Consider the following 22615-nt stretch of genomic DNA (forward strand, 5'->3'; position numbering starts at 1 on the left):
TAGGAATGGCACAAGAAAAATGCCATCCAAGCCAGTCTAGCTGGGGAAACAGCTCTTCCGGTTGTAGGAAACTTACAAAATGGTCCGATATCTGGTGCGTGGCACGCCAGAATAAGTTACTGGTCGGTAGCTTAGTGGTGGATCATCGAGTAATCTGTATCACATGACTACTGAATCACGCACTCTTATCGCGCCCGTTCCCGGCAACCTGAAGAACCGCACCATCCTGATGAGCGGCGGCAGCCGCGGCATCGGCCTGGCCATCGCTTTGGCCGCAGCCCGGCAAGGGGCCAACGTGGTTCTGCTCTCCAAGACCGATACACCTCACCCGACGCTGGAAGGGACCATTCATACCGCCGTTGCGCAGATCGAGGAAGCCGGCGGCCAGGGCTTAGCCGTTGTCGGCGATGTCCGCGTGGACGCCGACGTGCAGCGCGCCGTGGAGGAAGCGGTGGCGAAATTCGGCGGCATCGACATCGTGGTCAACAACGCCTCGGCCATCAACCTGGCCAAGACCGAGCAGGTCGATATGAAGCGCTACGACCTGATGCAGGACATCAACGTCCGAGGCACCTTCCTGCTGTCCAAGACCGCGCTCCCGTACCTGCGCGCCTCCGAGCACGCCCATATCCTGACCCTCTCCCCGCCGCTGAACCTAGACCCCAAGTGGGCAGGGCAGCACCTGGCCTACACCATGGCTAAGTACGGGATGTCGCTGACCACCCTTGGGCTGGCTGAAGAGCTGAAGGAAGACAGCATCGGGGTGAACTCGCTCTGGCCTGAAACCCTGATCGACACCGCAGCAATCCGCAACCTGCCAGGCGGGCAGAAAATGGTCCAGGGCGCACGCGACGCTTCGGTCGTGGCAGACGCTGCCATGGCAATTCTTGCCAGCCCGCCCGCGGGCGTCAGCGGCAATTTCTTCACCGACGGCCAGGTGCTGACCTTGGCCGGGGAAACGGATCTGGAGAAGTACACCCTGAACCCGCAGATCCCGCTGGTCCAGGACATCTTCCTGTAGGCGGTCAAGCGGGGTAAAACAGGGAAAAATGGGCGGCCGGTGCCATAGGGTTGGAGATATGGAAAACCCGTATGGCACCGACCGCGCTGTTCTCGATCCCCGGATCTTCAATGAGCTCACCGCCCCGTTGGATTTGGGGATGGTCAATCTCAAGCCAACCTCCGGTTCTACGAATACCGAGCTGGCGCAACTGGCCAGCACCGGCGAGGCCGGCCATCTCAGCGTGTACTACACCGAGCACCAGCAGGCCGGCAAGGGGCGCTTGGGCCGTGAATGGGTGACCCCGGCAGGATCTTCCCTCACCGTCAGCGTCCTGGCCGTGCCCGGACCTGGTTTCCCTCCCGAATCCCTGTCCTGGTACACCATGCTGGCGGCGCTGGCCTGGAGCCGGGCGGCCGAGAATACCTGCGGCGTTCCACTGGGCATCAAATGGCCCAACGACCTGTTGGCTGGCGAGCAGAAAGTCTGCGGCATCCTGGCGCAAATGGTTCCTGTCGGCAACGGCTACGGCGTGGTGGTCGGGACCGGAATCAATGTGAACCAGAGCCGGGAGGAACTTCCGGTTGCTACCGCGACATCCCTGCGGCTGGCCGGTGCGAAGAACCTGAACCGCACCGAATTGCTGGCTGAGTACCTGAAGCAATTTGCGGCTTTGGACCGGGGATTCCGCCAAGTCGGTGGCATGGCGCAGATGCCGTTGCCGGCAAGCAACGGGAAATCCTTGCACCAGCTGGTCAGCGCCAAGCTGGCCACGCTGGGACATGACGTGCGTGTGGAATTCCCTGACGGGTCCACGCTGGTGGGCACTGCCATAGAGCTGGGCACCGATGGCTCGCTGGTGCTGGAACACGGCACCGGGCAGCGTGAACATGTGCTGGCAGGCGACGTGCACCACGTGCGGCGCGCCGACGGAAAGTATGCCTAACCCGGCTTGGGTATTGGCCCGGGACTAGTATTGGAAGAGACGACCGAAGCACTCAGCCGGGAACAGGAGGGACGAGGAACAACACGATGAAGTTGCCGCTGCATGAAAGGGAACGAGTGATCATCAAAACTCGTGAGCATTCCCGAGTGCTGCGCCAGCCCGTGGGAGCCTTCCTCGTCTTGACCGCACTGTGCACGTTTTCGCTTGGCTATCTTTCCCGGGATGATCTCTCGGACTGGCTGGCTTCCAATGCAAATGTGTGGATGATCGTTGCGGTAGTCCTCTGGGCCGCGCTGGTGCTCATCTGGAGCGTGATTCCCTGGGCCCGGTGGCTGCGCAGCCGCATCGTGCTGACTACCGAGCGGATCATGTTCCGGCCGACGTATAACGACGGCAAGCTGCAATCTGTAGGATTATTTACAGTTCGCGACCTGGTCGCGCACAGCAAGGCGAAAAATGCCATGACGCGTGCGGGAACCTTGGATATCGTGCTGAACCAGGGATACGTGCGGCTCTCGCATGTGCCCTCGGTACAGTATTTCCGTTCCCTGGCCATGGAGGCGATGGCGAACCTGCGCAGCAGCCAGAGTATGGCGCACACCGAAACGACGAACAGTGAGGGCATGGGGGCATGAGCACCGAGCACACCAACACACCTCGGGCAGACTCTCCGCAGTCCGCCGCCGAGGCTGTCCGTGGCGCCCGCCAGCACGCTCCCGCGGCAACCCCCGCCGAATCGGATCCAATTCTCGAACTTGCCGAGGCCATGGAAGGCCCGCTGCGCATTCCGGCCCACACCCCCGAGGCTGTCCGCGACACCGTCGCCTCGCTGGAAAAACGGCTCATCGGCGGCCAGCGCGAATTCCGCCGCCGAGAAGTCGCCTCCGAGGCAGGGGTCTCCCTGCACTCGGCACGCAAGCTGTGGCGCGCCATGGGCTTCCCGGAACTCAGCGATGACGAAGTGTTCTTCACCGAGGCCGACAAGAAAGCCCTGGGCACCATGGTGGGCATGGTCCGCGAAGGCACGCTGACCGAGGAAACCGCCATCTCGCTGATGCGCTCGGTGGGCCAGATGACCGACCGCATGGTGGTCTGGCAAATCGAGGCACTGGTCGAGGACATGATCGCCAACCAGAACATGTCCGACCGCCAAGCCCGCCGCCAGCTGTTCAGCCTGCTGCCTGAAATCATCCCCGCCATCGAGGACCTGCTGCTCTACTCGTGGCGCCGCCAGCTGAACTCCGCCGTGCATCGCATGGCATTGCGCGTGGAAACCGGCGTGGCCGCCTACAATCAGGACCGCGGCGAGGACGACGGCGGCACCCCGTTGCCGCTGGCCCGCGCGGTGGGCTTCGCCGACCTGGTCTCCTACACCTCGCTGTCGCGGCGCATGAACGAGCGCACGCTGGCCCAGCTGGTCCAGCGCTTCGAGGCCAAATGCGCGGAAATCATTTCCGTGGGCGGCGGCCGCCTGGTCAAGACCATCGGCGATGAAGTGCTCTACGTGGCAGAAACCCCGCAGGCCGGCGCGCAGATCGCGCTGTCCCTCTCGCGCGAGCTGGCCAAGGACGAGCTCTTCCCGCAAACCCGCGGAGCGGTGGTCTGGGGCCGGCTGCTCTCGCGCCTGGGCGATATCTACGGACCGACGGTGAACATGGCGGCCCGGCTGACCTCGCTGGCCGAGCCCGGCACCGTGCTGACCGATGCGATTACCGCGAATACGCTGCGCAATGATGCACGCTTCGTGCTCACCGCCCAGGAAATTACCGCGGTGCGCGGCTTCGGGGATATCCAACCCTACGAACTCTCGGCAGGCGAGGGAGCAGGACTGGTGATTGACTGATGGCTAATGAACCAGCACCGGTTCCCTTCATCCTCGCCGCGGCAGGCCTGACCGACGTGGGACGCAAGCGCTCGCAGAACCAGGACCGCATCCTGATGCACGACATCGTGTACGCGGTTGCCGACGGCATGGGCGGGCATGAAGCCGGCGAGGTGGCCAGCCAGCTTGCGGTGGAAACCATGGAGGAAATCTGCACCTTCGCCAATAAGACCTCGGTGCGGAAACTGCCATCGGTGCCGGATGTCCAGCGGCAGGTGCAGCTGGCCGATGACCGCATCCGCGAAGCGCTTGAATCGCGCGGCGGCACGACCCTGTGCGCCCTGGTGCAGATCAAGACCCCCAGCAAGGGCCGGGACAGCGTGACCGCTCCGCTGGCTGCCGTGCCGCCATGGACCTCCAGCTTCGCAATGACGCAGAATACCGACGTGATTTCCAAGATCACTCCGCAAATGCTGGAGAACCACCGCGCCAACTTGGCGCCGGCTACCGCGCCGCTGCCGGTGGTCACCGAGGAAGTCCCGAGCCTGCTGCTGGTCAACGTGGGAGATTCGCGCGGCTATCGGCTGCGCGACGGTGCGCTGCAGCAGCTGACCCGCGACCACTCGGCCGTGCAGGAAATGGTGGATGCCGGGCAGATCACCGAGCTGGAAGCGCGCAACCATCCGCACCGGAACCTGATTACCCGCGCGCTGGGCGCAGGCGCCGAAAGCCAGCCGGATGTCACCGTCCTGCAGCCACGCATCGGCGACCGCTACATGCTGTGCAGCGACGGGCTCTCGGGCGAATTGACCGAGGACATCTTGCAGACGCTGCTGGTGAACTGCAAGGACCGCGCCGAAGCGGCCCGGATTCTCACCGGGGCGGCGCTGGAAGCCGGCGGCCGGGACAACATCGCGGTGATCGTGATTGACGTGCTGGCGGCCGAACCCGCGCCAGCAGACGCACCTGGGAACTAGGGCTCCAAGCCAGCTAAACTGTCCGCCGGTGGGGCACAATTGAATACGTGAGTGAAAAAGACGCAGCACCAGTCGAGACCGCCAACGTACCGCCGGAAGCTGACAAGACCCGCTATGAACAGCTGGTCGAGCAGATCCGCGCCCACCGCGAGGCCTATTACCAAAATGATGCTCCGCTGGTCTCCGACGCGGAATACGACGCGTTATTCCAGGAGCTCCAGCTGCTTGAGGCGAACTATCCCATCCTTGCCGGACAGGATTCGCCCACCCAGGAAGTCGGCGGCGAAGCCTCCGCAGCGTTCGCATCGGTCACCCACGCCAGCCGGATGTACTCGCTGGAAGACGTTTTCTCGCTTGATGAACTCGACGCGTGGCTGGAGCGTGCCCAGGCCAACGCCGAACGCGTGCACCCGCAGACCCCGGTCAAGTGGCTGTGCGAAGTCAAAATCGACGGCCTGGCACTGAACCTGACCTACCGCGAGGGCAAGCTGGTTCGCGCGGCCACCCGCGGGGACGGCACCACCGGCGAAGACGTGACCCACAATGCGCTGACCATCAGCGATATCCCGCAACAGCTGTCCGGCTCCGGCTGGCCTGCGGAATTCGAAGTCCGCGGCGAAGTCTTCATCGCCACCGAGGACTTCAACAAGTTCAATGAGGCACTGATTGCCCAGGGCAAGGCGCCGCTGGCCAACCCGCGCAACGCCGCCGCCGGGTCCTTGCGCCAGAAGGATCCGGAGCAGACCGCCAAGCGTCCGCTGCGCATGTTCGTGCACGGCCTGGGCCGCAGCCGCGATTTCAACCTGACCGAGCAGTCCCAGGCCTATGAGCTGATGCGCGGCTGGGGCCTGCCGGTCTCTCCGTACGGCCGCGTGGTCGGCAGCCGCCGGGAAGCCAAGGACTACATCGCCGAGCACGGCGAGAAGCGCCATGATTTGATCCACGACATCGATGGCATTGTCATCAAGGTCGATGACCTGGCCACCCAGGAACAGCTGGGCTACACCTCGCGGGTTCCGCGCTGGGCCGTCGCCTACAAGTACCCGCCCGAAGAAGTGCACACCAAGCTGCTGGACATCCAGGTCCAGGTGGGCCGCACCGGCCGCGTGACCCCCTTCGGCGTGATGGAACCAGTCCTCGTCGCCGGCTCCACCGTCGCGCGCGCGACCCTGCACAACCAGGAAGTCGTCAAGGCGAAAAACGTCAAAATCGGCGACACCGTCATCTTGCGCAAGGCTGGAGACGTCATTCCGGAGATTGTCGGCCCGGTGCTTCCGCTGCGCGATGGCAACGTGGACCTGCGTGATTTCGTCATGCCCACCGAATGCCCTTCCTGCGGGCAGCCGCTGGCCCCGGCCAAGGAAGGCGACGTGGATATCCGTTGCCTCAACGCCGAATCCTGCCCGGCACAGCTCACCGAGCGCGTGGCCTACCTCGGCGGACGCAGCGCACTGGACATCGAGGCGCTGGGCTACGAAGCGGCTGCTGCCCTGACCAGCGGTCCGGGCGAGGACCCGGCCACCCAGGGCGGCGTCATCCTGCCCGCCGGACCCGGCCCGCTGAAGAACGAGGCTGACCTGTTCAACCTCAAGGACAAGCTCGAGGAGCTTGGCGAGGTCAAGGTCTGGCGGGAAAAGCGCTCCAAGGGGGAGGGCACCGGCAAGTTCGAGCTCGTCCCGTACTTCTATTCCAAGGCCACCGCCAAGAAGCCTTCGGTGCCGACCAAGAGCACCCTGAGGCTGCTTGATGAGCTGGAGAAGGCCAAGGGCAACCCGCTGTGGCGGGTGCTGGTGGCGCTATCCATCCGCCACGTCGGCCCGAACGCTTCGCGGGCGATTGCCACCCGCTACGGTTCCATGGATGCGCTGCTTGAGGTCCTGGACTCGGGCAACGCGGTGGCGGAACTGGCCGAAATCGATTCAGTTGGCACAATCATCGCCGAAGCGCTGGTTGACTGGTTCACGGTGGATTGGCACCGCGAGATCGTCTCCTCCTGGCAGGCCTCCGGCGTGCAGATGGAAGACGAGCAGGATGCGAATATCACCAAGAACCTCGAAGGCCTGGCCATCGTGGTGACCGGTACCTTGGAGAACTATTCCCGGGATACCGCCAAGGAAGCGATCATTGTCCGTGGCGGCAAGGCCACGGGCAGTGTCTCGAAGAAGACCGACTTCCTGGTGGCCGGCGAATCAGCCGGGTCGAAGCTGGACAAGGCCCAGTCCCTGGGCGTTCCGGTACTGGACGAAGCCGGATTCGGCATCTTGCTGGAGCAAGGACCGGAAGCAGCACGCAAGGCAGCACTCGCCGCACCAACGGAAGGCTAGACATGGACCGCGCAGTAACCCACGATCCGCTGGTGATGGTGGCCCGCCGGGCTGCCGCCGCCGGCGCTGAAGTACTTGGCCGCCGCGACGAATCGCAGTTCAACCTCACCGACAAGTCGGCGGCCGGGGACTGGGTCACCGACTTCGACCGGGCTGCCGAGGAAGCGATTCGCGATGCCGTTGTGACCTCCCGGCCCAACGACGAATTGACCGGAGAAGAATATCCCAGCGCCAAGCCGGCGCATCCCAGCGGGTTGCGCTGGAGCATTGATCCGCTGGATGGCACCACGAACTTCGTGCGCAACATTGCCTATTACTGCTCGTCGGTGGGCGTCTGCCAGCGCAACGATGATGGCAGCGAGACCTGGGTGGCCGCGGCCATCGTTGCCCCTGCCTTGCAGGTGGAGTACTTTGCCGGGAAGGGATTGGGCGCATGGAAGCATGATCTGCGTTCCGGAAAGCTCACCCAGCTCAGCGGCCCGGTTGAATCGGAAACCAGGATCCTGGCTACCGGCTTCGGCTATGATTCCGAGCGCCGGCAGTTCCAAGCCCAGGTGCTCGGGACGATGCTTGAGGACTATGTGAATGTGCGCCGGCTCGGCTCGGCCGCGCTGGATTTGTGCCTCGTGGCCGAGGGATCTTTGGACGCCTACGCCGAATACGGCACCCAGGAGTATGACTGGGCCGCCGGTGCGTTGATTGCCGAGGAAGCAGGATGCCAGGTTGGCCGGCCCAGCAGCAATCCGGGCTGGCAGTACGCCGGATTTGTGGACCCGGCAAAGCTCGCGGAGCCTGGCGCCTAAAGCAGAACGGCTGCCATCCACTCATGCGCATAGTGGATGGCAATGCCCACGGCGACACCGCCACACACCTGTGTGGCGGTGTGCTGGAAACTGCGGATGCGTGCCCAGGACAGCACCGCAATGAAGAACACCACCAGCGGCATCAGCTCGTTCAACTGCCCGGCCACCTGCAGGATCACGTAGGTGCCCACGGCCAGGTGCACCGAGACCTTCCACCAAATATTGACTACAGCGACGACTGCCAATCCCAGCAGGATGCTGAGCACTTCGAGGTACATCCGCGTCCCGGCGTCCATGAGCCGCAGCACGAGCAGGCCGCAGAGGATCAATCCGGCGGTATAGGCGTAGATCCAATGCCGCTGATGCCTTACGGTCACGTGCATGTCGGTGACCTTGCCACGCAGTTTCGCGCCGGCCAGGATCAGCCACGGAATAATCGTGGTGAACAGGGCCGCGGTGACCGACTCGCTGAAGCGCACCGAAGCATCCCGCCATGGAGTGGCCAGCAGCAGCACGGTAGCCAAGATGATAGGGGAGAGCAGGTGGGAAACCACCAGAGCGAATTTCCGCACTGCGGTCGGGGCGTTGGCTTGCGAGGTCTGCTGCATTCGGGTCATTGGCCTTCATCTGGGTAGCGGGTTGCTGACAGAACGCGCTTCATTGCCTTCTTGCAATCGACCATACAATCCGGCCTTGGATTCCTCGAAACAGCCTGCGCACTCAAAAATCTTTGATCTAGGCGCGCCTGTCCAAAGCAGCCGCGACTTCCTGTGCCAAAGCATGTGATTTGAGCATCGTGTCAATGACGCGGTTGGTTCCGTTTTTGCGCAGCTCACTGTGCAGCTTGGCAGTCAGCATGGAAGATTCTTGATGCACCAACGCACAAATTCCATTCGCGTGAATTTGGCCCTTGAGATTCAAGCTTTCTCACCAGTGGAGTCTTCAGCCGATCCAGGTTTCCAGATTCTATTGGAAGAATGGCGTTCCTATCTTGCATATGGACGTCCAGTGTCCAGTATGCGTGTGACGTCGCTTTGACTCAACTTTCTACGAAAACCTATTGCACGGATACTCCATGCGACAAGGCCCGTGGACGTTCAACCTTGCCGGTATTCCAGGGGGCAACGAGAACTTGGTCGAAGGCCAGCAATCTCTATTCTTATGCGCTGAACACCGGTAGGTACAAGTTCCTATCGAACGTCTGGAATTCACGTTCAGGAGACTTGATCTTTGTAGATTGGGATCCGAACGGCTACCCAGACGGGTATATTGATCACGTAATGGCTGTCACAGGACGAGCAAACTATGCCCCAAGAATTTCACAAAAGTCATCGAACCGCTCGAATATTTCCCTAGAAACAACGGTAGCCTTAGCCAAGTAGCAGGGCAAGAAATACACCTGGTACGGACTGGATCTACGGTAGAAAGCGGTCAGAATGAGCGATTTGTGGAATAGTCAGCCGCTCTCTTTTTGGGTCCTCGCTGGAGTGTGCGGAGTTGGGTTGCTTTCAGTCGGGCCGCTACTTTGGTCTTTCTCTAAGTCGAATCGCAGCGGCAAAACACTCGCGGTTGTGGGGACGCTCCTTATTGCAGCTTCTCTAGCGGTGTTGGTTTACCCTGTCACCATTAATGGTGCGATGTGCGGTCGGGGAGCTGGCGCTACAGGCTGGGATAATCCTCCTTCTTATGGTGGATACGAATGCAGGGACGCACAGTGGAGGGTGTTTTGGGCGGGAACGGTGCTACTCGTACTAGGGGTTGGATCGTCAGTGGTTTCACTAATTCCCCATGTCAAAGCTCGTTCACGTGATACTTCGTTGAATCACTAACAAGGTAGTTTCCGCTACCTTTATGAGAACTGCTGCGGTGATTGGAATTCCTAGAGGGATGCTCATTACCGCAGCGGTTTTTTCTGTTGGTTTGTTTCAAAGTGTAATAACCGAAAACTGTCGTTATTGAAAATATGCCGGTTTGAGACGGTTGACCCTGGCACAGCGGAAAATTATGAGTCAACAACCCGGGATGACCCGGAGGAAACTGTGCGACTAGTTCACTGATAGCCGGTTCCGATAGCCCCTGCTGCAGACTAGCCGTGCTCCTTGACCAGGTAGTCATTGCGAATCCGGATGAGCTTGGGCAGGTACCAACCGAGGACGAGCCGTTCGGCCAGCCACCCCAATGGACCAAGCGGAGCACTAAATTGGATCTTGTCGATCATCAACGTACCGTGGTCCATTGCATGGAATTCATGGACGTGGTGGAAGGACTTGAACGGTCCTCGCAGCTGCTGGTCGGTGAAGCTGCGCGGGGCATCCACGGCGGAAATCGTGGAGGTCATCCGGAGGGGAATGCCGAAATGCTTGGCCCGCCAGGTGACCTGTTCGCCCAGGCCAATGGTTCCACTGGTCACCCCAGCCACTGCCCGCTCCTGCGACTTGGCCATTGACCCGGTATGCGCGTCGATGCTCAACGACTTCTCGAAGAGCTCAGCAGGGCTGAGGTTGGCTTGCGTAACACATTCAAAGTAGACGGCCATGGCTAAAGTATGCCACTGGCATGGGTGTTTTAGCGGACGGTGAGGTCCAGAACGGTCAATTCCTCAGCCGCATCATCATAGTAGTCGCGCAGCTTCAAGCCCTCGGCAGCAGCCTCGTCTACGACTACCACGGCATCCTGATGCAGCTGCAGGACTGATGCTGGGCAGGAAGCTGAGACCGGGCCTTCCACGGCAGCGGCAATGGCTTCCGCCTTGCCGGCGCCCACGGCCACCAGGACCAGGCGGCCTGCATCCAGGATCGTGCCGAGACCCTGGGTGACGCAGTGGGTTGGGACATGAGCAATGCCGTCGAAAAAGCGCGCATTGTCTTCACGGGTGTTCGCGGCCAGGCGCTTGATCCGGGTGCGGCTGCGCAGAGCGCTGCCTGGTTCGTTGAAGCCCAGATGCCCGTTGGATCCGATGCCGAGGATCTGCACATCGATGCCCCCGGCCTGTGCGATGGAGGCATCGTACGCGCGGGCCGCCGCCTCAATGGCTTCCACCGAAGCCGCCATGCCCTGCGGAACATGCAATGACTGCTCAGGCAAGCCGATGACGTTGCAGACTTCGTTGATCAGCGTCTGCCGGTAGGACTGTTCATGGGTGTCGGGGATCCCGATGTATTCATCGAGGGCGAATCCCTGTGCACGGCTGAAATCGGCGCGTCCTTCCTGAACTGCGCGGGACAATTCACGATACAGTCCCAGCGGGGAGGAGCCCGTAGCCAGCCCTAGCACCGGGTCAGAGCCGGCGCTATGGTGAGCCAGTCCGGCCAGCACGTTGTCGGCCGCGATCTTGGCAACTTCTTCAGGGGATGAACCAATGAGTACTCGCATGGTGTGGACTCTCCGATCTTGGGGTTGATGATTAGTGGAATGGCAGATGCAAATGAGCGCAACGGAGCCGTTAGGCGATCCCTAGTTCGTGGAACCGCACGTTCACGGCGCAACCCCGGAGCACTAGATGCTCTGGATCTTCGCTGAGTGAAAGACTGAAGTCGTCGGCACGAGCCGTACGCGAGCGCAGGGCAAGCGCTTCGCGCAACGCTTGTGCGAGATGCTGGTCTACGACGTCTGGGGTGCCGGTGAAAATGACATTTCGAATGTCCAGTATTGAAAGAAGCGGAGCCACTGCGCCAGCAAGATAGGCCGCGACCCGCTGGTTCAATTGCCCTTTCTCTTCCCCTTCGGCCAAGGACTTCCAAATTGCAGGAATGGATGCATAGGCTTCCAAACAGCCGATTTCTCCGCAGCTGCATAACGCCGTGTCTTCTGCGCGCTGGCGAACATGCCCCAGCTCACCGGCGGCAAAATCCGTGCCGCGCACCAGGGTGTTGTGGGTGATGACGCCGCACCCCACACCGCGCCCTAGGCGCAGCAAGACCATGTGGTCGCTGCCTTGGCCAAACGTATGCTCGGAGAGTATGGCGCAGTCGGCGTCATTGAGGATATGGGTGTTGATACCTGTAGCCTGTTCGACTGCGGCGCCCAAGTCGAAACCGCGCCAATCGAACTTTTCGGCAACGACGACAATTCCCCTATCAGCCACTACCCCGGGGGAACCGATGCCGATACCGAGCACCGGTGCGTCGCATTGCCCTAACGCCGTGTCGATCAGTTCAAGGAGCTGGGCTACCGCCGCTTCCCGAGTTGCTCCGCGTTTCGGGGAGGAAAAGCTCTGGAGAATGGCACCATCCAGATCCATGATCGCCGCTCGGAACGGGACAATGCCGGATAAATCCACGCCGATGATCCTGAGTCCGGGACGATTCAAATCGACGAGGGTTGGGGGTTTTCCAGGGCGTTTGCCTTCTTGCTGTCCGGTCTCGATCACGTGGGAACGGTTGATCAATTCGGCGACTAGTTCCGAGACGGTGACACGTGTCAGACCGGTTGCGCGTGCCAGATCGGCACGGCTCAGTGCACCTTGGTCTGAAAGTGTTTGCAGAACCAGCGACAGGTTGTGCTCCCTTCCATGGGACGGCAAGATGGCGCTGCCGTGGGACAGCACATTCCAGTCCTTGCGTGGGGAGGTCACAGGGTTAGTTAACTCTATTAACAAACTTTTGGACAATTTTGCTCCGTGGACATTGCATGGCAAGCGTCTTTTGGGTCAATTGCTGCAGATCGGAGATTCGTCGGCGGCAAGAGTTTTCAGCGATGCATTGTTTCCGCAGCGTCTGGTCAACTGCGGAAAACCTCCAGAAGCCGTGGCACACTTGGAAGATCATGACTGACGAGCAAACTTTTTCATACTGCAGTGGCGATCTGTCGATTGAACTAGCCACGCCGGCCGATTACCAGCGGGTGGGGGAGCTGACCGCTGAGTCCTACTTTGCCGCTGGGCATTTCAGCAGCCCGCAGGACGAATACCTGAACTTTGTCCGCAAGGTTGCCGAGCGGGCAACGCAGACCGAAGTCTATGTGGTCCGCCGATCCGGTGAAATTGTAGGTTCCATGACGTTGATCCGCGCGGGCAGCGACTATGCGGACATCGCCCGGGACGACGAGCTGGAAATCCGCATGCTCAGCGTCGATCCCGCCGCGCAACGCGGCGGGATCGGGCGGGCCATGGTGCTGGCCGCCATTGAACGTGCCCGGCTTATTCCGGGAATCAACGCCGTCTCCTTGACCACCGGCAGCACCTGGGCTTCCGCCCGGGGTTTGTATGAAACCCTCGGATTCGCCCACCATCCAGAACGCGATTGGGTGGTGCCGAACACCGATATCAAATTGGTGGTCTACGCCTACCGCCTCTAGCCACGGCGGATTCCTCCACACTCCAGCTGAACCGCCCATGACATAGGCAGACACGCATTGTGGTCTGCCAAAGCGCATGAATAGAATGGCGCCATGAGTGCTGTTCGCCGAAGTGTCACCGCCCTGTCCGTCGCCGCTCTCGCCCTCGGGTCGCTGAGCGCCTGCAGCGCCGGCGCACCCGACCCGGCACCATCAGCCGATGCGCTGGTGGCCGCCATGAACAGCGGTGATTTCGCCGGCGTGCAATTTACCGGCACCAGCCCGCAGGACGCGGCGAAGGCCCAGGAAACAGCCTTTGGCACCATGGGCGAAATCAAGCACACGAGTACCGTCAGCTCGGTAGCAGAGGACGAAGAGGAACAAGACGGAGTCAAGACGGCCACCGCGAACATCACCACGGTGTGGGATGTCGACGCATCGGACAAGGACCTGAGCTATGACACCCGGGCCGTCTGGGAATACGACAAGGAAGCCGAGGCCTGGAAACTGCGCTTCGACCCGTCAATCCTCGCCCCTGGATTCGAAACCGGCGACTACCTCAAGGCGGTATTCGAGCCGGCAGCACGAGGAAACATCACCAATGCAGAAGGCGAGAGCATTGTCGCTGACCGGCCGGTGATCCGCGTCGGCATGGACAAGACCCACACCGGCAAGGAGAACTGGGAAAGCTCCGCGAAAAAGCTGGCCAAGCTGGTGGACATCGATGAGGACGCGTTTGCGAAACGCGTGATGGCCGCAGGCGATAAGGCATGGGTAGAAGCCATCGTCTTGCGCGATGACGCAACCCGTGAGGTTACCGACGAAGAAATCAAAGCCATCCCTGGGGCAAACTTCCAGAACGACGAGCTGCCATTGGCACCCACCCGTTCCTTCGCCCGGCCGCTGCTGGGCAGCGTAGGAAAGGCCACTGCGGAAATCATCAAGAAGTCCGAGGGCAAGGTCAAAGCCGGCGACCAGGTAGGCCAATCGGGATTGCAGGCCGCCTACAACGACACCCTCTCGGGAACCGCCGGAGTCACGGTGTCGCAATACGATGCTGAGCATGAAGCGGTAGCGGAACTGTTCTCCAACGCCCCGGTGCCAGGTGAGGATCTGAAGACCACCCTTGATACCAGCCTGCAGCAAGCCGCGGATGAACTGCTGGAAGACGCCGAATCGAACTCGGCCATCGTGGTTATCCGGCCCTCGGACGGCAGCGTCCTGGCTGCATCTTCCGGCCCGGTATCCTCCGGCTTGAACACCGCCCTGCAAGCCTCCTATGCGCCAGGCTCCTCCTTCAAGGTCATCAGCGCCCTGGCCATGCTGCGTGAAGGAGCCACCCCGGGCACCGAGGTCAAATGCCCGGCAACCACGGTGGTGGACGGAAAGAGCTTCAAGAACTACGACGGCTACCCGGCGTCCGCGGTAGGCACCATCCCGCTCTCCGAGGCGATTGCCCAATCCTGCAACACGGTCTTCGTGAACCAGGGGCAGGAGATCAGCGGCAAGAAGCTGGCCGACGCCGCAACCTCGCTCGGCTTGCTGGCCGAGGACGGCACCGGTACCGGCGCCGTGTTCGGTTCGGTGCCCGAGGATTCGACAGGCACCACCCAGGCCGCGAACATGATTGGCCAGGGCGTGGTGGAAGCCTCGCCGCTGGGCATGGCCACCGTGATGGCATCTATCCAGGCCAAATCCACCGTGCAACCCAAACTGGTGCTCTCGCCTGAACCCGAGGCGGCTGCCAAGCCGGCCTCTACGCTCACCGAAAAGGAAGCCGAGCAGCTGTCGGCGATGATGGCCGAGGTCGTGGACCATGGAACCCTGAAGGATTTGAAGGGGACAGGCAGCGGCAAGATCATCGGCAAGAGCGGCACCGCAGAATACGACAGCGAGAAGAACGCGCATGCCTGGGCCATCGCCGCCCAGGGCGATCTGGCCATTACCGCATTCGTCGAGGACGGGGACGGCGGTGCCCAATCGGCCGGACCACTGGTGAAGTCCATGCTCCAGGAAGCTGCCAAGTAGCTTCGCGGGGTGCCGCTCAGCCTTGCTGGGCGAAATATTCGCCGGAGAGCAGGCTCAGCAGCACCTGGTCGTGGAATGCCCCGTCATGGAAGTACACCTCGCGTTGGCGTCCTTCCTGGATGTACCCGGCGTTTTCATAGGCCTTGATGGCCCGCTGGTTGAAGGCGGCAACGCACAGGCTGATCCGGTGCAGCCCCAGCTCGCGGAAACCGTAGGCTGACATCAGCTTCGTGGCGCGGGTGCCGAAGCCCTGGCCGACAAAGTCCGGGCCGATCATCACCGCCAGCTCGGCCGCGCGATGCGGCAGCTGCCCGCCATGCAGCGAGATGTGGCCGATGAAGCTTCCGGTGCCGCGCTCGAAGATGCTGAAACCGGCATCGCCGCTATTCGGCTCGTTGCGGCTCCACTGGGCGAACATGTCCATGAGCCCAGTCTCGGGGCGCGGCTTGATGATCCGCTGCTGCAGCACCGCCCAAGCCGGGTCATTCCACCACCGGGCCATGGCCGCGAAGTCCTCCGGCTCGGACGCGCGCAGTTCAACGGCGGCATCGCGCAGCAGGCGCTCGCCGTACTGCTGCGCCCGCTGGAGATCATTCCACGGCTCATCGGTGTGCATGGATCCATCGTAGGAGCTTTTGCCCGGACCAAGAACCATTGCGCCAACACTTGTGCCTAATACCAGCTGTTGACAGACTATGCTCATGGGAATCGTCTACAACACCACCATGTCTCCAACGAAGACCGAGCTGGTGACCGCCTGGCTGGCCAAGCAGGAGTTCTACACCGGCCAGGGCGCCCCGAAACTTGAGAACATCGGCGGATTCCGCCTCGAGGACCCGCAGGGCGAGGTCGGCATTGAGCTGAGCTTCTACGCCGATCACGCCGACACCTCCGACGTGGTCTACCACGTTCCATTGACCTATCGCGATGCCCCTATCGAAGGCGCGGAGCAGCACCTGCTGGGCACCAGCGAGCACGCGATCCTGGGCCTGCGCTACGTCTACGATGCCGCCGGCGATCCCGTCTTCATTGCCCAGGCCCGCGAGCTGCTGGCCGGGAACTCGGTGCCGCAGCACCGGACCGAATCCTTCACCGAAGATCCGCGGATCCGCGTCCACGGGCAGACCGCCGGCAAGCAGGCGGAGATCATCCGCAAGCCGGTGGCCGGCGAACCGGCCGAAGCCGGGGTGATCGGGTTGTGGGAGAACGCCCTCGGGCAGGATCTGAGCGGTTTGGTATTGCGCACAGCATAATGAATGCCCCGGAATAATGCCTCGGGCCCGGCGCGCAAGGGATAGACTTGTCTATGAAACCCAACCGCCATTCTAGGGAGATACATGTCTGCCATCAGCCGTGAGGACGTTGTGCATCTGGCACACCTTGCCCACATCGAGATGAGCGACGCGGAGCTGGACAAAATGACCGGTGAACTCGACGCTATCGTCGGTGCCATCGCGTCCGTCAGCGAAGTCGCCGCCTCCGACGTCCCAGCCACCAGCCACCCGATCCCGCTGACCAACGTGTTGCGCGAAGATACGGTGGGGCAGACGCTGAGCATCGAGGAAGTTCTGCTCAACGCGCCTGATTCGGACTCGGACCGCTTCAAGGTCCCGGCAATTCTGGATGGTGAATAATCCCAGTGAATGAACTGATCAAGCTTTCCGCCACCGAGCTGGCAGCCAAGCTGCGCGCCGGCGAGGTCACCTCCGTCGACGCCGTGCAGGCCCACCTGGACCGCATCGCCGAAGTCGACGGCGCCCTGAACGCCTTCCTGCACGTGAACGCCGAAGAGGCGCTCGCCGTGGCCGCCGAGGTGGACGCGATCCGCGCCGCCGGCGGTGCCGACGCCGAAGCCCTGCACCCGCTGGCCGGCGTGCCGATCGCCATCAAGGACCTGATCGTCACCAAGGGCCAGCCCACCACCGCGGCATCGAAGATGCTCGAGGGCTGGATGAGCCCGTACGACGCGACCGTGATCGAGAAGATCCGTGCCGCCAAGCTGCCGATGCTGGGCAAGACCAACCTGGACGAGTTCGCCATGGGTTCCTCCACCGAGCACTCCGCCTACGGCGTGACCCGCAACCCGTGGGACCTGAACCGCATTCCGGGCGGTTCCGGCGGCGGCTCGGCCGCAGCCGTGGCCTCCTTCGAGGCACCGCTGGCCCTGGGCACCGACACCGGCGGCTCCATCCGCCAGCCAGGCGCCGTCACCGGCACCGTCGGCGTGAAGCCGACCTACGGTGCTGTCTCGCGCTACGGCGCGATCGCCATGGCCTCTTCGCTGGACCAGATCGGCCCGGTCTCCCGTACCGTGCTGGACTCGGCCTACCTGCAGGAACTGATCGGCGGGCACGACCCGAAGGATTCCACCTCGCTGCCGAACGCCCTTGAAGGGCTGGTGGCCGCCGCCGAATCCGGTGCCGCAGGGGACCTGAACGGCCTGCGCATCGGCGTCATCAAGGAATTGACCGGAGAGGGCTACCAGGAAGGCGTGCAGGCGCGCTTCAACGAGTCGCTGGAACTGCTCAAGGCTGCCGGCGCCGAGATCGTCGAGGTCTCCTGCCCGAACTTCAAGTACGCGCTGGGCGCCTACTACCTGATCATGCCTTCGGAGGTCTCCTCCAACCTGGCCAAGTTCGACGGGGTGCGCTACGGAAAGCGCGTGCTGCCGGAAGACGGCCCGATGACCATCGAGCGCGTCATGGGCGCCACCCGCGCCGCAGGCTTCGGCGACGAAGTCAAGCGCCGCATCATCCTGGGCACCTACGCACTGTCCGCCGGCTACTACGACGCCTACTACGGCTCGGCGCAGAAGGTCCGCACGCTGATCCAGCGCGACTTCGACGCCGCCTTCGAGCAGGCTGACGTGCTGGTCTCGCCGACCGCGCCGACCGTGGCTTTCGAGCTGGGCGCGAACGACAACGACCCGCTGGCCATGTACCTCAACGACGTGGCCACCATCCCGGCCAACCTCGCCGGCGTCCCGGGCATCACCGTGCCTGGCGGCCTGTCCGAGAACCTGCCGGTGGGCATCCAGTTCCTGGCTCCGGCCTACGAGGACGCCCGCTTGTACCGTGCCGGCGCGGCGCTGGAAGCGCTGCTCGAAAAGCAGTGGGGCCACTCGCTGATCTCGCAGGCACCAGCCATTGACACCGCTTCGATCGCGCAGGAGGCCTAGGCACCATGAGCAACTACACCGATGAACTGGTCGACTTCGATACGGCACTGGACCGCTACGACCCGGTCCTGGGCTTCGAGGTCCACGTCGAGCTGAACACCAAGACCAAGATGTTCTCCGACGCCCCGAACGCTTTCGGCGACGAGCCGAACACCAACGTCACCCCGGTGGACCTGGGCCTGCCCGGCGTGCTGCCAGTGGTCAACAAGACCGCTGTGGAGTACTCCATCCTGATCGGCCTGGCACTGAACTGCCAGATTGCCGAGAAGTGCGGCTTCGCCCGGAAGAACTACTTCTACCCGGACACCCCGAAGAACTTCCAGACCTCCCAGTACGATGACCCGATCGCCCACGATGGCTGGCTGGACATCGAGCTGGAGGACGGCGAGGTCTTCCGCGTGGAGATCGAGCGCGCCCACATGGAGGAGGACGCCGGAAAGCTGACCCACATGGGCGGCGCCGCAGGCCGCATCCAGGGCGCCGACTACTCGCTGGTGGACTACAACCGCGCCGGCGTGCCGCTGGTGGAAATCGTCACCAAGCCGATCGTGGGCGCTGGCAGGCGCGCCCCGGAGCTGGCCCGCGCCTATGTGGCGGCGATCCGCGAGATCGTGAAGAACCTGGGCGTCTCGGATGCGAAGATGGAACGCGGCAACGTGCGCTGCGACGCCAACGTGTCGCTGATGCCAAAGGACGCGGACAAGTTCGGCACCCGTACCGAGACCAAGAACGTGAACTCCCTGCGCGCTGTGGAGCATGCAGTGCGTTTCGAGATCGAGCGCCACGCTGCAGTGCTGGATTCCGGGGCCAAGATTGTCCAGGAAACCCGCCACTGGCATGAGGACACCCGCTCCACCACCTCGGGCCGCCCGAAGTCGGACGCCGATGACTACCGCTACTTCCCGGAGCCTGACCTGGTGCCGATCGTTACCACCGCGCAGTGGGTCGAAGAGCTGCGCTCACGCCTGCCGGAGCCTCCAGCCGAGCGCCGCAAGCGCCTGAAGGCCGAGTGGGGCTACGCGGACAAGGAATTCCGCGACGTGGTCAACGCCGGCGTGCTCGACGAGATCGAAGCCACCGTGGCTGCCGGCGCATCGGCTGCCGTGGCCCGCAAGTGGTGGATGGGCGAGATCGCGCGCCTGGCCAAGGCCGCGGACAAGGAGATCGCTGATCTGGGCGTCACCCCTCAAACCATCGTCGAGTTGAACTCGTTGATCGAGGGCAAGAAGATCAACGACAAGATCGCCCGCCAGGTGCTTGAATTCGTCATTGCTGGCGAAGGCACCCCAAGCGAAATCGTCGAGAAGCGCGGCTTGGCTGTGGTGAATGACGATGATGCCCTGGGCAAGGCAGTGGATGAGGCCATGGCCGCCATGCCTGATGTGGTCGAGAAGATCAAGGGCGGCAAGATGCAGGCCATCGGTGCGCTGATGGGCCCTGTCATGAAGGCCACCCGCGGACAGGCCGATGCCGGCCGCGTTCGCGAGATCGTGATGGAGAAACTGGGCCTGTAAGGTCCGCATTCTTGCAGCGGCGGCCCGTATTCCCGGTGGGGAGTACGGGCCGCCGCTGTCTCGTTTGGGCTTCTTCGTCATCGGCTCCCTGCTTGCACTGCATCGAAGCTGGCCGAAGGGCCGGCATCACGGCACTGCCGGGACGCCGAGTGCTGGTTATCAAGCCGAATGCGGCTTGGCGGCTGCACGCGGATGGATTCGGAGAGGTCGAACCCGGACTCCGGGTTCGCTAGAGTATGCGTAAGCACATGCACAGGCCCGCCCGGGATGGGTCGGATGCATTGAGCTGACCGAGGCTGAAGGAATCGCAATGATCGAAATCAAACGGGTTGATGCACTGGCCGGATTTCAGCCATCGGACATTGCCGCGGTGCTCGTCGGCGGTTTCGCCGAGGACTTCGCCTACTTTTCCAAGGATCAGGAAACGTTGGCGCGGGCGTTTGCCCACATGATCATCCCGGAACGTTTTTATGTGGTGCTGGTGGACAGGGTTCCCGCCGCCATCGCGAGCCTCACCGAAGCCGATCAGGAGTGCTTCTCGCCGGACCGGGGTGAATTCCAACGCCATCTCGGAACGTGGCACGGGCTGATCAGTTATTTCATCGTCCGCACGCAGTTCCTGGGAGCTTTCAAGGGGGCTCGGCCCGGACTGGCGGAAATCGGATTCGTGACTACCGCACCCCAATACCAAGGCCGTGGGGTGGCCACGGAGTTGATGAAGCACCTGCTGGCCCTGCCGTTCGATGAATTCGTGCTCCGCGATATAAAGGACACCAATGTCGCTGCGTTGTCGCTGTACCGCAAGCTTGGTTTTAGCGAGTCGGATTCGCGCCCGGCCAGGTTCGCGAAACGTGCTGGCTTTTCGCGCTACGTTTCTATGAACAGGAAAGCCGCATAGCCATCCCTGTGCCGCTCCGGGTCCCCTGGCATCGAGCAATACGAAGTTGCCACGGTGGTCGGCTGAAGGCAACGCCGTTTTGGATAGGCTTGGGCCATGAATATCTCGTTCACGCCGTTGGGTCCTGAAGACAGCGATGGCATTGTCGCATTTCTGCTCGGCAACAAGTTCCCCTTCCATGTCCGTCGAGACTGGACGCAGAAGGAGCTGCGGGCACTGGTTGATGGCGGAAGATATTGGAACAGCGAGAGCCAAGGTTTCTGGATCATGGGCAATGGCGATTGCCTGGGCATGGTGGTTCTTGAAGATCTGGAAGACGACACCCCGATGTTCGACCTCCGCCTTGCGGAGGGTTATCGGGGGCAAGGATTGGGTACGCAGATACTGAAGGAACTGTGCACCAAGGTCTTCAATGAGAACCCGGAGACTGTGCGCTTCGAAGGGCAAACCCGGGAAGACAACATTGCGATGCGCAAGGTGTTCCTGAAGTCCGGCTTCCTCAAGGAAGCCCACTACCGGATGGGCTGGCCAGCTGAAGACGGCTTACGATTGGCTTCGGTCGCCTACGCCATTCTCCGCCAGGACTGGCAGTCAGGAGAAACGACCGCCTTCGACTGGAACGATGTGTAAATCTGAGTTCTACACCCAGGGTTTCAAGAAGCGGGGAGGACCAGCACGTCCCGGGTGATTTCCAGATGCCCCAAGTGCTGGCAGAGCTCCTCGAATACGTGCAGCAGGACGCCCTCGCAGGTGGCCATCCAGTATTCACTCTCGCGGCCCGGAGGGGTGGCAGCCGGAGGCAGGTGCATCCGGGTGTGGGAAAGATCGGCGATGAATGCCGTCCTGCTTCTCCATCTGCGCGCTGAATTCGGCATCCCTGTCGCGGGGAACGGCAACGCCCAGGTTCACTGTTGAAGACCAGCGCCGCATCATTCCGCAACAGTGCACCAGGATCTGAACAGGGGAGTTGCTGGCCTGGGCCGGCAGCGTGAAGTTGACCAACTCATCGGGAATGCCATTAACGGTATCGACAAGCTGGTCGAATTTCTCAAGCAGAAGCTGAACCAGGACTCGCTGGCCAGGCACCGATGAATTCATGTCCTGATTCTAGTTCAGGCTCTCCGGAGTCTCTGTCGAGCTTCAAATTCGGCAGGAGCAGTCGAGCAGCTCCAGGGTATGGAAGAAGATCTTCTTCCATACCCTGGAAATTTGCTGAGCAGCCAATCACTTCATCAGGAAATCAACGCACTTCTGCGCAATCTTGCTAGGAGGCGTGCTTCCCGGCATGAGGAGCCTCCAACGTGCTTTCCGGGACGTGCATGGTTTCCTTGGAGCGGAAGTGCCCAATCAAGGCCAGCACCATGCCGCCCAGTGCCCACGCGCCGAGCGTCCACCACTGCTGGGCGGTGGAGGCCTCGGGGAAGTAGCTGAGTGATCGAATGAGAGAGCTTGAAGCACCTGGAACCATGTGCTTCCCGATCGCACCCCATGGTGCCGCCAGGAATTGCCACGGCATGGTTGCCCCCGACAGCGGATTGCTGACGAACATCGTCTCCACGGCACCAAGTCCGATGCCCGCCCGGCCGAGCAGCGGGGTGCAGCCAACGATAAAGGACTGGACTGGACGCTGGATGTTGGCCACCGCTTCCAGAACGATCTCGCCAGCGGCGAGCGTGAATTGCCTTATTCGCATGACCGGATCGAGGCTGTGGCGCTGCTTCCAGACAGTTTCAGCATTGCCCGCCTCCCAGCCCCACTCACCCTGGGCATCTGACCAGTTGCATGGACCCCTGATCTCCGAAAACCTGCGTGGATTGGAATGTTGTCTTTCCACCAGTGTTCTGATTGCAT

Annotated in this window: 24 protein-coding genes; 16 read left to right on the top strand and 8 right to left on the bottom strand. The window is 62.1% G+C overall.

Annotation, left to right across the window (positions count from 1 at the left end):
• The first annotated feature begins 163 nt into the window (after positions 1 to 163).
• The 7 genes from EKH49_RS03495 to EKH49_RS03525 all read left to right on the top strand — a co-directional run bounded on the left by EKH49_RS03495 (position 164) and on the right by EKH49_RS03525 (position 7872).
• Positions 164 to 1021: an SDR family oxidoreductase gene (locus EKH49_RS03495; RefSeq protein WP_128469721.1), complete on the top strand. Its 858-nt coding sequence runs from the start codon at positions 164 to 166 to the stop codon at positions 1019 to 1021.
• Between the two features lie 58 nt (positions 1022 to 1079).
• Positions 1080 to 1946 carry a biotin--[acetyl-CoA-carboxylase] ligase gene (locus EKH49_RS03500; RefSeq protein ID WP_161567440.1) on the top strand — a complete coding sequence of 289 codons (867 nt, stop codon included), beginning with the start codon at positions 1080 to 1082 and terminating at the stop codon, positions 1944 to 1946.
• 86 nt (positions 1947 to 2032) lie between these two features.
• The gene (locus EKH49_RS03505) at positions 2033 to 2581 is read left to right on the top strand and encodes a hypothetical protein (RefSeq protein ID WP_066139600.1); all 549 of its coding nucleotides are present in this window, start codon (positions 2033 to 2035) and stop codon (positions 2579 to 2581) included.
• On the top strand, positions 2578 to 3789 hold the full coding sequence (locus EKH49_RS03510) for an adenylate/guanylate cyclase domain-containing protein (RefSeq protein ID WP_128469723.1): 1212 nt from the start codon (positions 2578 to 2580) through the stop codon (positions 3787 to 3789). Before EKH49_RS03505 ends, EKH49_RS03510 begins: the two co-directional genes overlap by 4 nt.
• On the top strand, positions 3789 to 4745 hold the full coding sequence (locus EKH49_RS03515; RefSeq protein ID WP_128469724.1) for a PP2C family protein-serine/threonine phosphatase: 957 nt from the start codon (positions 3789 to 3791) through the stop codon (positions 4743 to 4745). The genes EKH49_RS03510 and EKH49_RS03515 overlap by 1 nt, the downstream gene beginning before the upstream one ends.
• A 47-nt stretch (positions 4746 to 4792) precedes the next feature.
• Positions 4793 to 7069: an NAD-dependent DNA ligase LigA gene (ligA, locus tag EKH49_RS03520; protein WP_236641018.1), complete on the top strand. Its 2277-nt coding sequence runs from the start codon at positions 4793 to 4795 to the stop codon at positions 7067 to 7069.
• A gap of 2 nt (positions 7070 to 7071) precedes the next feature.
• Entirely contained in the window at positions 7072 to 7872 is an 801-nt protein-coding gene (locus EKH49_RS03525; RefSeq protein WP_128469726.1) for an inositol monophosphatase family protein, read from the top strand.
• Here EKH49_RS03525 and EKH49_RS03530 read toward each other — a convergent pair.
• Together EKH49_RS03530 and EKH49_RS17040 are read right to left on the bottom strand one after the other, a co-directional pair.
• Positions 7869 to 8480 (bottom strand): hypothetical protein, encoded by a 612-nt coding sequence (locus EKH49_RS03530; protein WP_128469727.1) that lies wholly within the window; start codon positions 8478 to 8480, stop codon positions 7869 to 7871. The genes EKH49_RS03525 and EKH49_RS03530 overlap by 4 nt on opposite strands.
• Before the next feature lie 127 nt (positions 8481 to 8607).
• Positions 8608 to 8730, bottom strand: a complete 123-nt coding sequence (locus tag EKH49_RS17040) for a hypothetical protein (RefSeq protein ID WP_269088419.1) — start codon at positions 8728 to 8730, stop codon at positions 8608 to 8610.
• A gap of 119 nt (positions 8731 to 8849) precedes the next feature.
• Here EKH49_RS17040 and EKH49_RS17150 point away from each other — a divergent pair, with 119 nt between their 5' ends.
• Positions 8850 to 9254, top strand: a complete 405-nt coding sequence (locus EKH49_RS17150) for an amidase domain-containing protein (protein WP_128469728.1) — start codon at positions 8850 to 8852, stop codon at positions 9252 to 9254.
• A 704-nt stretch (positions 9255 to 9958) separates the two neighbouring features.
• Here EKH49_RS17150 and EKH49_RS03540 read toward each other — a convergent pair.
• From EKH49_RS03540 to EKH49_RS03550, 3 genes are all read right to left on the bottom strand, one after another.
• Positions 9959 to 10408, bottom strand: a complete 450-nt coding sequence (locus EKH49_RS03540; protein WP_128469729.1) for an SRPBCC family protein — start codon at positions 10406 to 10408, stop codon at positions 9959 to 9961.
• 29 nt (positions 10409 to 10437) lie between these two features.
• A complete protein-coding gene (gene nagB / locus EKH49_RS03545) occupies positions 10438 to 11244 on the bottom strand; it encodes a glucosamine-6-phosphate deaminase (RefSeq protein ID WP_128469730.1) in 807 nt (268 codons plus the stop codon).
• A 70-nt stretch (positions 11245 to 11314) separates the two neighbouring features.
• Complete coding sequence (locus tag EKH49_RS03550) at positions 11315 to 12445, bottom strand: ROK family transcriptional regulator (protein WP_128469731.1); 1131 nt, start codon at positions 12443 to 12445, stop codon at positions 11315 to 11317.
• Between the two features lie 56 nt (positions 12446 to 12501).
• On the opposite strand from EKH49_RS03550, the gene EKH49_RS03555 reads away from it, so the two are divergent.
• Positions 12502 to 13167, top strand: coding sequence for a GNAT family N-acetyltransferase (locus tag EKH49_RS03555; protein ID WP_330857401.1), 666 nt, complete (start codon positions 12502 to 12504; stop codon positions 13165 to 13167).
• A gap of 93 nt (positions 13168 to 13260) precedes the next feature.
• On the top strand, positions 13261 to 15174 hold the full coding sequence (locus EKH49_RS03560; protein ID WP_128469733.1) for a penicillin-binding transpeptidase domain-containing protein: 1914 nt from the start codon (positions 13261 to 13263) through the stop codon (positions 15172 to 15174).
• Between the two features lie 16 nt (positions 15175 to 15190).
• Here the strand turns inward: EKH49_RS03560 and EKH49_RS03565 are convergent, their stop codons facing one another.
• Positions 15191 to 15790: a GNAT family N-acetyltransferase gene (locus tag EKH49_RS03565; protein WP_161567441.1), complete on the bottom strand. Its 600-nt coding sequence runs from the start codon at positions 15788 to 15790 to the stop codon at positions 15191 to 15193.
• Between the two features lie 85 nt (positions 15791 to 15875).
• On the opposite strand from EKH49_RS03565, the gene EKH49_RS03570 reads away from it, so the two are divergent.
• From EKH49_RS03570 to EKH49_RS03595, 6 genes are all read left to right on the top strand, one after another.
• Entirely contained in the window at positions 15876 to 16427 is a 552-nt protein-coding gene (locus EKH49_RS03570) for a maltokinase N-terminal cap-like domain-containing protein (protein ID WP_128469735.1), read from the top strand.
• A gap of 84 nt (positions 16428 to 16511) precedes the next feature.
• A complete protein-coding gene (gene gatC, locus EKH49_RS03575) occupies positions 16512 to 16808 on the top strand; it encodes an Asp-tRNA(Asn)/Glu-tRNA(Gln) amidotransferase subunit GatC (protein ID WP_038989805.1) in 297 nt (98 codons plus the stop codon).
• 5 nt (positions 16809 to 16813) lie between these two features.
• Positions 16814 to 18352: an Asp-tRNA(Asn)/Glu-tRNA(Gln) amidotransferase subunit GatA gene (gene gatA, locus EKH49_RS03580; RefSeq protein ID WP_442903492.1), complete on the top strand. Its 1539-nt coding sequence runs from the start codon at positions 16814 to 16816 to the stop codon at positions 18350 to 18352.
• 5 nt (positions 18353 to 18357) lie between these two features.
• On the top strand, positions 18358 to 19866 hold the full coding sequence (gene gatB, locus EKH49_RS03585; protein WP_128469737.1) for an Asp-tRNA(Asn)/Glu-tRNA(Gln) amidotransferase subunit GatB: 1509 nt from the start codon (positions 18358 to 18360) through the stop codon (positions 19864 to 19866).
• A 310-nt stretch (positions 19867 to 20176) separates the two neighbouring features.
• Positions 20177 to 20764: a GNAT family N-acetyltransferase gene (locus tag EKH49_RS03590; protein ID WP_128469738.1), complete on the top strand. Its 588-nt coding sequence runs from the start codon at positions 20177 to 20179 to the stop codon at positions 20762 to 20764.
• Between the two features lie 96 nt (positions 20765 to 20860).
• A complete protein-coding gene (locus tag EKH49_RS03595; RefSeq protein ID WP_128469739.1) occupies positions 20861 to 21394 on the top strand; it encodes a GNAT family N-acetyltransferase in 534 nt (177 codons plus the stop codon).
• 135 nt (positions 21395 to 21529) lie between these two features.
• Here EKH49_RS03595 and EKH49_RS16670 read toward each other — a convergent pair whose 3' ends face one another.
• Both EKH49_RS16670 and EKH49_RS03605 read right to left on the bottom strand, forming a co-directional pair.
• A complete protein-coding gene (locus tag EKH49_RS16670; RefSeq protein WP_201739563.1) occupies positions 21530 to 21862 on the bottom strand; it encodes a DUF1572 family protein in 333 nt (110 codons plus the stop codon).
• A gap of 166 nt (positions 21863 to 22028) precedes the next feature.
• On the bottom strand, positions 22029 to 22457 hold the full coding sequence (locus EKH49_RS03605; protein WP_128469741.1) for a hypothetical protein: 429 nt from the start codon (positions 22455 to 22457) through the stop codon (positions 22029 to 22031).
• Between the last annotated feature and the right edge of the window lie 158 nt (positions 22458 to 22615).

Origin of the sequence: Glutamicibacter sp. HZAU (assembly GCF_004100365.1) — a bacterium.
Lineage (GTDB): Bacteria > Actinomycetota > Actinomycetes > Actinomycetales > Micrococcaceae > Glutamicibacter > Glutamicibacter nicotianae.